This is a genomic window from Cellulomonas xylanilytica (genome assembly GCF_007989805.1).
Lineage (GTDB): Bacteria > Actinomycetota > Actinomycetes > Actinomycetales > Cellulomonadaceae > Cellulomonas > Cellulomonas xylanilytica.
Genome location: NZ_BJUB01000004.1, coordinates 282714 through 295683, shown reverse-complemented (window position 1 = coordinate 295683; position 12970 = coordinate 282714). Strand labels below are relative to the sequence as shown.

13 protein-coding genes are annotated in these 12970 nt (G+C 73.4%); 8 read left to right on the top strand and 5 right to left on the bottom strand.

Annotated elements, in window-relative coordinates; translation table 11 throughout:
* Window positions 1-56 precede the first annotated feature (56 nt).
* The 4 genes from ald to CXY01_RS08455 are packed head-to-tail and all read left to right on the top strand — an operon-like array spanning window position 57 to window position 5710.
* Entirely contained in the window at window positions 57-1175 is a 1119-nt protein-coding gene (gene ald / locus CXY01_RS08470; protein WP_146926986.1) for an alanine dehydrogenase, read from the top strand.
* 9 nt (window positions 1176-1184) lie between these two features.
* A complete protein-coding gene (locus CXY01_RS08465; protein WP_146926985.1) occupies window positions 1185-2189 on the top strand; it encodes an NAD-dependent epimerase/dehydratase family protein in 1005 nt (334 codons plus the stop codon).
* Between the two features lie 37 nt (window positions 2190-2226).
* On the top strand, window positions 2227-4311 hold the full coding sequence (locus CXY01_RS08460) for a M3 family metallopeptidase (protein WP_146926984.1): 2085 nt from the start codon (window positions 2227-2229) through the stop codon (window positions 4309-4311).
* Window positions 4312-4348: 37 nt separating this feature from the next.
* On the top strand, window positions 4349-5710 hold the full coding sequence (locus CXY01_RS08455) for a M20/M25/M40 family metallo-hydrolase (RefSeq protein WP_146926983.1): 1362 nt from the start codon (window positions 4349-4351) through the stop codon (window positions 5708-5710).
* A gap of 41 nt (window positions 5711-5751) precedes the next feature.
* Here the strand turns inward: CXY01_RS08455 and CXY01_RS08450 are convergent, their stop codons facing one another.
* Window positions 5752-6000: a DUF5703 family protein gene (locus CXY01_RS08450; RefSeq protein WP_146926982.1), complete on the bottom strand. Its 249-nt coding sequence runs from the start codon at window positions 5998-6000 to the stop codon at window positions 5752-5754.
* Window positions 6001-6112: 112 nt separating this feature from the next.
* On the opposite strand from CXY01_RS08450, the gene CXY01_RS08445 reads away from it, so the two are divergent.
* The gene (locus CXY01_RS08445; protein ID WP_146926981.1) at window positions 6113-6406 is read left to right on the top strand and encodes a primosomal protein; all 294 of its coding nucleotides are present in this window, start codon (window positions 6113-6115) and stop codon (window positions 6404-6406) included.
* On the opposite strand, the gene CXY01_RS08440 is transcribed toward CXY01_RS08445, so the two are convergent.
* Together CXY01_RS08440 and CXY01_RS08435 are read right to left on the bottom strand one after the other, a co-directional pair.
* The gene (locus tag CXY01_RS08440) at window positions 6407-7006 is read right to left on the bottom strand and encodes a YdeI/OmpD-associated family protein (RefSeq protein ID WP_146926980.1); all 600 of its coding nucleotides are present in this window, start codon (window positions 7004-7006) and stop codon (window positions 6407-6409) included.
* Between the two features lie 52 nt (window positions 7007-7058).
* Window positions 7059-8018 (bottom strand): aldo/keto reductase, encoded by a 960-nt coding sequence (locus CXY01_RS08435; RefSeq protein ID WP_146926979.1) that lies wholly within the window; start codon window positions 8016-8018, stop codon window positions 7059-7061.
* A 78-nt stretch (window positions 8019-8096) separates the two neighbouring features.
* Here CXY01_RS08435 and CXY01_RS08430 point away from each other — a divergent pair, with 78 nt between their 5' ends.
* Complete coding sequence (locus CXY01_RS08430) at window positions 8097-8984, top strand: undecaprenyl-diphosphate phosphatase (protein WP_146927068.1); 888 nt, start codon at window positions 8097-8099, stop codon at window positions 8982-8984.
* 14 nt (window positions 8985-8998) lie between these two features.
* On the opposite strand, the gene CXY01_RS08425 is transcribed toward CXY01_RS08430, so the two are convergent.
* On the bottom strand, window positions 8999-10009 hold the full coding sequence (locus tag CXY01_RS08425) for a CorA family divalent cation transporter (protein ID WP_246125164.1): 1011 nt from the start codon (window positions 10007-10009) through the stop codon (window positions 8999-9001).
* Between the two features lie 40 nt (window positions 10010-10049).
* Between CXY01_RS08425 and mshC the strand changes: the two genes are divergently transcribed.
* Entirely contained in the window at window positions 10050-11309 is a 1260-nt protein-coding gene (mshC, locus tag CXY01_RS08420) for a cysteine--1-D-myo-inosityl 2-amino-2-deoxy-alpha-D-glucopyranoside ligase (protein ID WP_146926978.1), read from the top strand.
* A gap of 4 nt (window positions 11310-11313) precedes the next feature.
* Here mshC and CXY01_RS08415 read toward each other — a convergent pair whose 3' ends face one another.
* The gene (locus CXY01_RS08415) at window positions 11314-12171 is read right to left on the bottom strand and encodes a PAC2 family protein (protein ID WP_146926977.1); all 858 of its coding nucleotides are present in this window, start codon (window positions 12169-12171) and stop codon (window positions 11314-11316) included.
* 104 nt (window positions 12172-12275) lie between these two features.
* Between CXY01_RS08415 and CXY01_RS08410 the strand changes: the two genes are divergently transcribed.
* Window positions 12276-12968: an HAD family hydrolase gene (locus CXY01_RS08410; protein WP_246125162.1), complete on the top strand. Its 693-nt coding sequence runs from the start codon at window positions 12276-12278 to the stop codon at window positions 12966-12968.
* Window positions 12969-12970: the final 2 nt, after the last annotated feature.

Below are 12970 nucleotides of genomic sequence, written 5' to 3'. Positions count from 1 at the left end.
GCACAGGAAGTTCAGAATGGGACGACCTGCCGAAGCGCACCCGGACGGAGACCACCATGAAGGTCGGCATCCCTAGCGAGGTCAAGAACCACGAGTACCGCGTCGCGTGCACGCCCGCGGGTGTGCACCAGCTGGTCGCGTCCGGGCACCAGGTCCTGGTCCAGGCGGGCGCGGGGCTGGGGTCCGCGATCACCGACGAGCAGTTCGCCGCCGCGGGCGCGACGATCCTCGCCGACGCGGCCGAGGTCTGGGGGAGCGCGGACCTCGTCTGCAAGGTCAAGGAGCCCGTGGCCTCGGAGTACGGCCACCTGCGCGACGACCTCGTCCTGTTCACCTACCTCCACCTCGCCGCGGACCGCCCGGCCACCGACGCGCTGCTCGCAGCCGGCACGACGTCCATCGCGTACGAGACGGTGCAGCTGCCCGACGGCTCGCTGCCGCTGCTGGCCCCGATGAGCGAGGTCGCCGGCCGGCTGTCCACCCAGGTCGGCGCGTACCACCTGATGAAGAACGAGGGCGGCGCGGGCGTCCTGCTCGGCGGTGTCCCCGGCGTCGACGCCGCGAAGGTCGTCGTGCTGGGCGGCGGCGTCGTCGGCCGGCACGCCGCCGAGATCGCCGTCGGGATGCGCGCCGACGTCGCGGTGCTCGACCTGTCCATGCCGCGGCTGCGGGACACCGACTCCGCGTTCGGCGGCCGCGTCCGCACGATCGCGTCCAGCGCGTACGCGATCGAGCGCGAGGTCGTCGAGGCCGACCTCGTGATCGGTGCCGTCCTGGTCCCCGGCGCCCGCGCGCCCCACCTGGTCACCAACGAGCTCGTCTCGCGCATGCGACCCGGGTCCGTCCTCGTCGACGTCGCCGTCGACCAGGGCGGCTGCTTCGAGGACACCCGTGCCACCACGCACGACGACCCGACGTTCCTGGTGCACGGCTCCGTCTTCTACTGCGTCGCCAACATGCCGGGCGCCGTCCCCGTCACGTCCACCCGGGCGCTGACCAACGTGACGCTCCCGTACCTGAGCGCGCTGGCCGACCTGGGCTGGACGGCCGCGACGGCAGCGGACCCCGCTCTCGGCGCAGGGCTCACGACGCACGACGGTCACCTCTACAACGCCGCCGTCGGCCGGGCCCACGGCTACCCGACGCGCGCGACCGCGGCCCAGGCCCTCGCTTAGCCTCGGTCCATGACGACGGCGCTGGTGATCGGTGGCAGCGGGCAGATCGGCCGGGCCGTGGTGCCCGCGCTGCTCGAGGACGGCTGGGACGTGCGGGTGCTGGCCCGGCACGCGGCGGACGTCGGCGGCGCGCAGCTCGTGCGGGGGGACCGGCACGATCCCGACGCGCTCGACGAGGCTCTGGCGGGCGGGGTGGACGTCCTGGTCGACGTGGTCGCGTACGACGACCGGCAGGCCACGCCGCTGATCGAGCGGGCCGACCGGGTCGGGTCGGCGGTGGTGGTCTCCAGCGCCGGCGTCTACGTCGATGACGCGGGCGACGGGTTCGAGTCCGACGACTTCGGGTCGTTCCCCGTCCCGGTCAGCGAGGACCAGCCGACCGTCGCGCCCGGCCGCGACACATACGCCACCGGCAAGGTGGCCCTCGAGCAGGCGTGGGCGGCGTCACCGGTGCCGACGACGATCCTGCGGCCCGGCGCCATCCACGGCCCGGGGTGCGTGCAGCCCCGGGAGTGGACGTTCGTGAAGCGGGTGCTCGACGGACGCGACGTGCGGGTGCTCGCCTACGACGGGCTCAGCCGGTTCCACACCACGGCGACGTCGGTCCTGGCCGAGCTCGTCCGCCTGTCCGCACGGCGGCCGGGTGACCGGGTGCTCAACGCCGCGGACCCGGAGGCGCTCACGGTCGCCGAGATCGCGACGGCGGTGGACGCCGCCATGGGTGTGACCTCCCGACTCGTCCCGGTCACCGGCGCGCCGATGGACGGCGTCGGGCTGACCCCCTGGTCGGTGCCGCGCCCGATCGTGCTCGACATGCGCCGCGCGGCGGACGACCTCGGGTACGTCGCCTCCGGCGGGTACGCGGACACCGTGGGCGCGTGCGTCGACTGGCTGGTCGAGGCCGCGGCGTCCCGCGACTGGCGCGAGGCGTTCCCCGGGTTCGTCCGGATGGAGGCGATGGGCGACTTCTTCGCGTACGCCGCCGAGGACGCGTTCCTCGCCCGCACGTCGTGAGGGGCGGACGTCGGACCCGTCGGCGATGATGTCCGGCATGCAGCCGACCGATCTCCCCGCCGACAACCCGTTCGGCGTCCCGTCCACCCTCCCGTACGGGCTCCCGGACTTCACGCAGATCCGTGAGGAGCACTACCGCCCGGCCCTGCTCGCCGGCATGGCGCAGCAGCGCTCCGAGATCGACGCGATCGCGGCCGACCCCGCGGCACCGACCGTCGAGAACACCCTCGAGGCGCTCGAGCGCTCGGGTCGGCTGCTGCACCGCACGGTCGAGAGCTTCTTCAACCAGTCCAGCGCCGACTCGACGCCCGGCCTCGACGCGATCGAGGCGGAGCTCGCGCCGCAGTTCGCCGCCCACCACGACGCCATCTACCTCGACCCCCGGCTGTTCTCCCGGGTCGCCGCGCTGCAGGCCGACGTCGACTCCGGCGCGCTGGAGCTGGAGCCGGACACGGCGTGGTTGCTGCACCGCACGCACACGAGGTTCGTCCGTTCGGGCGTCGGGCTGGACGAGGCGTCGCAGGACCGCCTGCGCACCCTGAACGCCGAGATCATGAGCCTCGAGGCCGAGTTCGGCCGGCTCCTGCTGGCGGGTGCCAACGCGGGCGGCGTGCTGGTGACGGACGAGGACGAGCTGGCCGGCCTCTCGGAGGACGCCCGCGACGCCGCCGCCAAGGCGGCACGCGACCGTGGGCACGAGCACGGGTGGTTCCTCGAGCTCGCGCTGCCGACGCAGCAGGGGCCGCTGGCGGTGCTGCGGGACCGGGGGCTGCGCGAGCGGGTCTTCCGGGCGTCGGCCGGTCGGGGGACGTCGGGGCCGCACGACACCCGGGCGACGCTGCTGCGGCTGGTCCGCGCGCGTGCCGAGCGCGCGCAGCTGCTCGGGTACGCGCACCACGCCGAGTACGTCGCCGCCGACGCGACCGCGACGACCGCACAGGCGGTCTCCGACATCCTCGAGCGGCTCGCCCCGGCGGCCGTCGCCAACGCGCGCGCCGAGGGTGCCGACCTGGCCGAGGCGCTCGGGCGCGACCACCCCGGTGCGCGGCTGGAGCCGTGGGACTGGCAGTTCTACGCCGAGCAGGTCAAGAAGGAGCGACGCTCCCTCGACGACGCGCTCCTGCGCCCCTACCTGGAGCTCGAGCGTGTCCTGGCCGACGGCGTGTTCCGCGCGGCGACGGAGCTGTACGGGCTCACCTTCGCGGAGCGCCACGACCTGGTGGGGTACCACCCCGACGTCCGGGTGTTCGAGGTGTTCGACGCGGACGGCAGCCAGCTCGGCCTCTTCCTCGCCGACTACTGGACGCGGGAGTCCAAGCGCGGCGGTGCCTGGATGAACAGCCTCGTGGACCAGTCGGCACTGTTCGGCGAGCGTCCCGTCGTGGTGAACAACCTCAACATCCCGAAGCCCCCCGAGGGTGAGCCCACGCTGCTGACCTGGGACTTCGTCATCACGATGTTCCACGAGTTCGGTCACGCGCTGCACGGGCTGCTCTCCGCCGTCCGGTGGCCGTCGCAGTCGGGCACGTCCGTCCCGCGGGACTTCGTCGAGTACCCGTCGCAGGTCAACGAGATGTGGGCGTGGGAGCCGTCGATCCTGCGCGCGTTCGCGCGGCACCACGAGACCGGCGAGCCCATGCCGTCGGAGTGGGTGGACACGCTGCTGGCGGCACGCCAGGACGGCGAGGGGTTCGCGACGACCGAGTACCTCGCGGCCGCGCTGCTCGACCAGGCCTGGTACCGGCTGTCGCCCGACGAGGTGCCGACGGAGGTCGACGAGGTCGAGGCGTTCGAGGCGGCAGCCCTGCAGCGCGCCGGGGTCGACTACGCCCCGGTGCCGCCGCGCTACCGCACGACGTACTTCAACCACATCTTCTCCAGCGGCTACTCGGCCGGGTACTACTCGTACATCTGGTCGGAGGTCCTCGACGCCGACACCGTCGAGTGGTTCCGGGAGAACGGTGGGCTGGACCGGGCCAACGGCGACACGTTCCGCGCGCGCCTGCTCTCCCGGGGCGGGTCGGTCGACCCGATGGCGGCGTTCCGCGACCTGCGCGGGCGCGACCCGCTGATCGACCCGCTGCTGGCCCGTCGAGGGCTGCTCGGAGCGGTCAGCGGCTGACTCTCGGCTCGTCCCGGAGGCCGGTACGGTGGACGGCATGCCCGCCACCCACCCGGCCTCCGGCGCGCCCGGCCACGGATCGCCCGCTGCTACCCCGACCGCACAGGACGAGGTGGTGCAGATCTGCCGCGACCTCATCCGCATCGACACCTCGAACTACGGCGACGACTCGGGGCCGGGGGAGCGGGCGGCTGCCGAGCACGTGATGGGCCTGCTGACCGAGGTCGGCCTGGACCCCGAGCTGTTCGAGAGCGCACCGGGCCGGGCCAGCGTCGTCGTCCGGCTGGAGGGCGAAGACTCGTCACGCCCGGCGCTCGTGCTGCACGGGCACCTCGACGTCGTGCCCGCGCGGGCCGAGGACTGGTCCGTGGACCCCTTCGGAGCCGAGGAGGTCGACGGCCTGGTCTGGGGCCGGGGCGCCGTGGACATGAAGGACATGGACGCGATGATCCTGTCCGTCGTCCGGCAGATGGCTCGCGAGGGGCGCAAGCCGGCCCGGGACGTCGTCGTCGCGATGTTCGCCGACGAGGAGGCGGGCGGCAGCCTCGGTGCACGCTGGGCGGTCGACCACCGCCCCGAGCTGTTCGAGGGCGCCACCGAGGCGATCAGCGAGGTCGGCGGGTTCTCGGTCGACGTCGACGGCCGCCGTGCGTACCTCCTGCAGACCGCCGAGAAGGGGCTGTCCTGGCTCCGGCTCGTGGCCGACGGCCGCGCGGGGCACGGCAGCCAGGTCAACGCCGACAACGCCGTGACGCACCTCGCGGAGGCGGTCGCGCGGCTGGGCCGGCACCCGTGGCCGCTCCAGCTCACGCCGACGGTCCACGCGCTGCTCGAGGGGGTCGCGCAGCTCACTGGCCTGCCGTTCGACCCGCAGGACCCCGCCGGCATCGACCGGCTGGTGGCCGCGCTCGGTCCGGCGGCGAAGTTCGTCGGCGCCACCCTGCGGCACACCACCAACCCGACCCAGCTGACCGCCGGCTACAAGGCGAACGTCATCCCGGGCTCCGCCGAGGCCACGGTCGACGGCCGCTACCTGCCCGGGCTGGAGGACGAGTTCGTGCGGACCGTCGCGGAGCTGGCGGGCGAGCACGTCCGCATCGAGCGGCTGCACCACGACACGGCGCTCGAGGTGCCGTTCAGCGGCGACCTCGTGGACCGCATGGTCGAGTCGCTGCTCGCAGAGGACCCGGACGCCACGGTGCTGCCGTACACGCTCTCCGGCGGGACCGACAACAAGTCCCTGTCGCGGCTCGGCATCCAGGGCTACGGCTTCGCGCCGCTGCGCCTGCCCGCGGACCTCGACTTCGCCGGCATGTTCCACGGCGTCGACGAGCGGGTCCCGTCGGACGCGCTGCGGTTCGGCACGCGCGTCCTGGACCGGCTGCTGCGCACCTGCTGACGCAGCGGCCCTGAACGACGACGGGACCTGCCCGCTCGCGCTCAGCCCGAGGTCTCCGCCAGCGTGCTGCGCACGCGGATGATCTTGCGCCGCAGCCAGACCTTGCGCTCGCCGCCGGCGAACAGGAGCGTCCTCGACAGCTCCCACCGGCCCAGCTCGGCCTGCTCGGTCAGCATCCGGCGCGCGTCGTTCCGGGACGTCGTCGCCGGGATCCGCAGCACGCGGTACTCGTACTGACCGCCTTGCGCGACCCAGTCGGGCCGCTTCGTCCCTGTCTGTCCGTATGCCATCCGCCACCCCGTCCCGCGACGACGCTCGCGCCGCGACGATAGAGAGTCCGAGCCTGGTGCCGCAGAACCTTACGCGCTGCCATTGTGCCTCGCAGACGACTACGGTCGTCGCATGACCGTCGACCCGCGTGCCGCGCTGGACCGCCTGATCGCAGCCCTCGAGGCCCACTACACCGCCGTCGCCGCACCGCACGGTGAGGACGACCCCGCCGTCGACGACGCGTACGACATCCTGGCCGACGCCTTCGAGGTCTACGACGACGCCCTCGGCACCGTCCACGGGGAGGCCACGCCGTTCTACCTCGCCGAGGAGGACGACGCCGAGGACGACGAGGACGAGGACGAGGACGACGAGGACTACGACGACGCGGACGTCGACGACCTCGCCGACGAGGCGAGCCGGTAGCTAGTCCTCGTTCTTCCGCTTCGGTGCCGGGTGCGGCGTCGTTCCCTGGGCGAGGGCGTCGGTGAGCTGCTCGATGCGGCGCGCGCGGGTCTCCGGGCGCACCGCCGTCTGGATGCGGGCCAGGAACGCGAAGCGGTTCCGACCGTCCAGTGCGGCGAAGACGTCGGTGAGGCTGCGCGTCGCCAGTGCGGCGGCGAGGTCGTCGGGCACGACCGCGGTCGCCGGGCTGTCGTACGCGGCGTCCCAGCGGCCGTCCGCCTTCGCCCTCTCCACCTCGGCCAGGCCGGCCGGGCGCATCCGGCCCTCGGCGGTGAGCCTCTCGATGCGCGTGCGGTTGATCTTCGACCAGACGCTCTTCGCGCGGCGTGGGGTGAACCGTTGCACGTACCACTCGTCGTCGATCCGGCGGGCGATGCCGTCGATCCAGCCGAAGCAGAGCGCCACGTCCACAGCCGTCGTCCAGTCGACCGACGGGACGGCGGTGCCCTTCTTGGCCATCCGGACCCAGACGTGCGAGGCAGTGAGGGCGTTCTGGTCGAGCCAGGCCTCGAACTCGGTGGCGTCCTCGAAGAACACCGCGTCGGTGTGGTCCATCGACATGGCGGCAGCCTAGGTCGCGGCCGGGGTGACGTGGATCGGGACCCCACCCGAGCTAGAACCGCTCGGGGTACCCGAGCGTCGGGGCGCTGACCTCGTCCAGGGCCCTGCGCAGCTCGTCGGGCAGCACCAGGTCCTGCGCCGCGATCGAGGCGCGCAGCTGTGTCGCCGTCCGGGCGCCCACGATCGCCGAGGCCACCCCGCGCCCCTGCACCCACGCGAGCGCCACCTCGAGCGGCGTGCGGTCGAGACCGGACGCCGCCGTGGCCACCGCCTCGACGATCGTCGCGGAGGCCCGCGCCAGGTACGGCTCCACGAAGCCGGCGAGGTGCGGCGACGCGGCCCGGGAGTCGGCCGGGATGGTCCGGCGGTACTTCCCGGTCAGGACCCCGCGTCCCAGCGGCGACCACGCGAGGACGCCGACGCCGAGGGCGACCGACGCGGGCACGACCTCCCGCTCGATCCCGCGCTGCAGCAGCGAGTACTCGGCCTGGACCGCGGTGAGCCCGACCTCGCCCTCCAGCAGGCTCGCCGCCCGGGCGACCTGCCAGCCGGCGTGGTTGGCCAGCCCGACGTAGCGGGCGCGCCCGCTGGTGACCGCCAGCCGCAGCGCGGACACCGTCTCGTCGAGCGGTGTGCGGGGGTCCGGCGTCTGGACGAGCCACAGGTCGACGTGGTCGGTGCGCAGGCGGCGCAGGGATCCGTCGAGCGACGCGAGCAGGCCACCGCGCGAGGCGTCCACGACACCGCCGCTGCTCGTGCGCCGGATGCCGGCCTTCGTGCACAGCGTGACCTCGTCGCGGGGGACGACGTCACCGAGCAGCTCGCCGAGGAGCTCCTCCGCGCCACCGTCGGCGTACGAGGCGGACGTGTCGACCAGCGTGCCGCCCGCGTCCGTGAAGTCCCGCAGCTGCTCCGTGGCGTCGTGCGCGTCGGTGTCGCGGCTCCAGGTCATCGTGCCGAGCCCGAGCCGGGAGACCCGCAGACCCGTGCGGCCCAGGTGGCGCTGTTCCATGAGGCGCAACACTAATCGGCGCGCGTGGCTCTGCCGCAGCAACGCACCCGGCTATCGTGTCCGCTCGTGACGGACGCCATGGGACTGGGTGAAGCGATCCTTCTAGGGCTCGTCCAGGGGTTGACCGAGTTCCTCCCGGTGTCGTCGAGCGCGCACCTGCGCATCGTCGGCGACCTGTTCGGCTCCGACCCGGGCGCCGCGTTCACGGCGATCACGCAGCTCGGCACCGAGACCGCCGTGATCCTCTACTTCCGGCGGGACATCGCCCGCATCGCCACCGCCTGGTGGCGCGCGATCCGGGGCGACCACGGCACCGACTGGCGCTCGCGCGCCGGCATGCCGGCGGGGCAGCGGGCCGACCACGACGCGCTCATGGCGTGGTTCATCGCGCTGGGCTCGCTCCCGATCGTCGTCCTCGGTCTGGCGTTCCAGGACGCCATCGAGCAGACGTTCCGCAACCTCTGGCTCGTCGCCCTGACGCTCGCGGGGTTCGCGCTGGTGCTCGGCTGGGCGGACGGGCGGGGAGCCAAGCAGCGCGAGCTCACCGAGCTCACCGGCAAGCACGCGATCCAGTTCGGCCTCTGGCAGGCGCTCGCCCTGGTCCCCGGCGTCTCCCGGTCCGGCGGCACGATCACCGGCGGTCTGCTCATGGGCTACACCCGGGAGGCCGCCGCCCGGTACTCGTTCCTGCTGGCCATCCCCGCGGTGTTCGGCTCGGGCCTGTTCCAGCTGGCCAAGAGCGTCGACGACTTCGGCACGGGAGGCACCCCGGGCTTCGGCGCCACGCTCGTCGCGACGTTGGTCGCCTTCGTCGTCGGGTACCTCGTCATCATCGTGTTCCTGAAGATCGTCTCCACGTTCAGCTACAAGCCGTTCGTGTACTACCGGCTCGGGCTGGCCGCCCTCGTGGTGCTCCTGCTCCTCACCGGTGTGCTCGACGCCAACAGCGCACCCACCACGACGTAGCGCTCAGCGCCGGCTCACAGCCAGCCGGAGCGGCGGAACAGCCGGTAGAGCGACCAGCACACCGCACCCATCGCGGCGATCGCCAGCGGGTACCCGAAGGTCCACGTCAGCTCCGGCATGTGCTCGAAGTTCATGCCGTAGATGCTGGCGACGAGGGTGGGTGCCGCCGCGATGGCCGCCCACGACGAGATCTTGCGGACGTCCTCGTTCTGCCGGACCGACACCTGGGACAGGTGCACGGAGAGCATGTCGCTGAGCAGGTCGTCGTAGCCGTCGAGGTGCTTGTCCAGGCGGTCGACCCAGGCCTCGGCCCGGCGCAGCCACGGCTGCGAGAGACGGTGACCGGATCCCTCCTCCGCCTCGGCCATGAGCTCGGGAAGGACGGAGGTGACGGGGCTCAGCGCGCGACGGGCCTCCGCGATCTCCCGCTTGAGGTCGTAGATCTCCTCCAGCGGGCTGTCGTGCCGGGTGGTGGAGAACACGAGCCGCTCCGCGTCGGCGACCGCGTCCCCGAGGCCGATCTCGACGTCCGACGCCTCCGACACGAGGGTGAGGACCACCACCGCGAGCACCTGGTGGACACCCTCGTCGGGCACGGGGAACCCGCCGGTCAGCTTGGACACGGCGCGGTCGAGCACCTGCGCGTCGCCCAGCTCCGCCATCAGGACGACGTCGTCACCGATGACGGCCGTCAGGGCGCCGGTGTGCACGTCGTGCGTCGACTCGACGTAGGACAGTGTCGGTGTGGTCAGGATGAGCTCGCCGTCCGGGGACCGGTCCAGGCGGGCGCGCTGCGTGTGGTTCGTCGCCGACGGCTGCGCACCGGGGATGCGGTGCTCGAGCAGCGTGATCGCGCGGTCGCTGATGCCGTACCGGCGGGCGGCGTCCGACAGGTCGTCCATCGAGTCGACGACGACCCATCGCACGCCGCCCGACGGGCCACCCTCCTGCACGAGGTCCCACCCGTCGGACGTCTCCACGCAGACCCGCTCGCGGTGGCCCTCGGTCTGTGTCTGGTGCGTCACCTGGGCATTGTGGACCTCGCAGCCCGGTTAGGCTTCCGGCGTGCTCACCTGGCCGCCCCCGTACATCCCGCAGCTCCCCGGACGAGGCCTCCCGGTCCAGGTGCGCGACTCCTCGACGGACCAGCTCGTGCTCGCCGCGGCGGGCACCGACGCGACGCTGTACGTCTGCGGGATCACCCCGTACGACGCGACGCACCTGGGCCACGCCGCGACCTACGTCGCGTTCGACATCCTCGGGCGGGCGTGGCGCGACGCCGGTCACCGCGTGCGGTACGCGTCCAACGTGACGGACGTGGACGACCCTCTGCTGGAGCGCGCGGCGTCCCTCGGGATCGACTGGCGTGAGCTGGCAGCCGAGCAGACCCAGCTCTACGCCGAGGACATGACGGCGCTCGCTGTCATCCCGCCCGACGTGTACTCCGGCGTGGTCGAGGTCATCCCGGCGGTCGTCGAGGCCGTCGAGGTGCTGCTGGCCGCCGGTGCGGCGTACCGCGTGCCGACGTCCGACGCGCTCGGCGACGACGGCCTGGGGGACGTCTACGCCGACCTCACCGCCGACATCGACTTCGGCGCGGTCGCCGGGCTGGACGACGACACGATGCGGACCCTGTCCGCCGAGCGCGGGGGAGACCCCGACCGGCCCGGCAAGCGCGCCCCCCTCGACCCGCTGCTCTGGCGCGTCGAGCGGGCCGGCGAGCCCGCCTGGGACGGCGGGTCGCTCGGCCGGGGCCGGCCCGGCTGGCACATCGAGTGCGCGGTCATCGCCCGGGACGCCCTCGGGCTGCCGTTCGACGTCGAGGGCGGCGGGTCCGACCTGCAGTTCCCGCACCACGAGATGAGCACGTCGCACGCGCGGCTGCTCGACCGCGGCCGCGGGGCGCGGGTCCACCTGCACACCGGCATGGTCGGGCTCGACGGGCACAAGATGAGCAAGTCCCTCGGCAACCTCGTGCTCGTCTCCCGCCTGCGCGAGCAGGGCGTCGACCCCATGGCCGTCCGCCTCGCCATCCTGGCGCACCGCTACCGCGATGACTGGGACTGGACCGACGAGGGTCTGCACGCCGCCGAGGCGCGGCTCGAGCACTGGCGCGCAGCCGTGTCCGGCAACGGCGGACCCGACGCGGACAGCACGCTCGCGGCCGTCCGGGCAGCCCTCGCCGACGACCTCGACACCCCGGCCGCGCTCGCCGCGATCGACGCGTGGGCCGACCTCTCCCTGGCGGGGACCGCCGAGCCGGTGGAGGGCGCACCGGGCGTCATCGGTCGCACCCTCGACGCCCTGCTGGGCATCCGCCTCTAGCGGCTCAGCCGCCCGTGCCCTTGTCGCGGCGGCGCAGATAGCGCTCGAACTCCTGGGCGATGGCCTCCCCGCTCGCCTCCGGCAGGTCGGCCGTGTCCTTGGCCTCCTCCAGCTGGTGCACGTACTCGCCGATCTCGGCGTCCTCCGCGGCCAGCTCGTCGACCCCGTGCTGCCACGCGGCCGAGTCGTCGGGGAGCTCGCCGAGCGGCACCGGCTCGCCCAGCAGCTGCTCGATGCGGTGCAGGATCGCCAGGGTGGCCTTGGGCGACGGGGGGTGCGCGACGTAGTGCGGGACGGCCGCCCACAGGGACATGGCGCGCATCCCGCGTGCCGCGGCCTCGTGCTGCAGCACGCCGACGATGCCCGTCGGTCCTTCGTACGTGTTCGGCTCGAGGCCGAAGGCGTCCCGGACGTCCGCGTCCTCGCTCGTCGTGTTCACCGGGATGGGGCGCGTGTGCGGCACGTCCGCCAGCAGGGCGCCGACGGTGACGACCGTGTCCACGCCGAGCCCCGCGGCGATCTCCAGCAGCTCGGTGCAGTACCGGCGCCACCGCATCGACGGCTCGATCCCGTGCACGAGGACCACCCGTCGCCCGCTGACGGGTGCCGTCGCCACGGCGACGGCGGTCGTGGGCCAGGTGATCTCGCGGCGCCCGTCCGGGCCAGGGCCGACGACCGGCCGGTTGACCTGGAAGTCGTGGTACTCCTCGGGGTCCAGCTCGTCCACCTGCTCGGCGTCCCAGACCTCGTGCAGGTGCTCGAGCGCCTGGGTGGCGGCCGACCCCGCGTCGTTCCAGCCCTCGAACGCCGCGAGCAGCACGGTCTCGCGGACGGGGAGGTCGGCCGGGGTGGTCTCGCTCATCGGGCCAGCGTAAGGCGCGGGGCCGCAGGGATGCGGACGGGCGTCGTGCGCGCGTCGGAGCGGGGGCCCGCCGGTGGATCGGTGCGGCCTCGTACGATGGACCGATGCCCAGCACCTTCCCCGACCTCGTCCTGCCTGCTGCCGTCCTGTGGGACATGGACGGCACGCTCATCGACACCGAGCCCTACTGGATGGGCGCCGAGACGGAGCTCGTCGAGGCGCACGGGGGCGTCTGGACGCACCAGGACGGGCTGTCCCTGGTGGGCAACCCGATGCTGGTGTCCGCCGGCAAGCTCCAGGAGCGCGGCGTCGACCTGCCGCTGGAGGAGATCGTCGACTTCCTCAACCGCCGGGTGGCCGACGGCGTCGCCGCGGGGATCCCGTGGCAGCCGGGCGCGGAGCAGGTGCTCGCGGACCTGCACGGCGCGGGGGTGCCGATGGCGCTGGTCACCTCGTCGTTCCGCATGCTCGCCGAGCCGTTCGCCGCCGCGGCCGGCCGGTTCGACGTCGTCGTCAGCGGGGACGAGGTCGCCCGGGCGAAGCCGGACCCCGAGCCGTACCTGACGGCAGCACGGCTGCTCGGGGTGGACGTCGCGGACTGCGTCGCCGTCGAGGACTCGCGCGCGGGCATCGCCTCCGCCCTGGCGTCGGGTGCGCGCACCGTCGCGATCGAGGTCATGCAGCCGGTCGCCGCGCAGCCGGGCCTGAGCCGGATCGCCTCCCTGCACGACCTCACGCCGAGCGCGCTCGGTCGGATCGTGCGCGGCGAGGTGCTCGACCTGCGCCGCGCGAGCTGAGC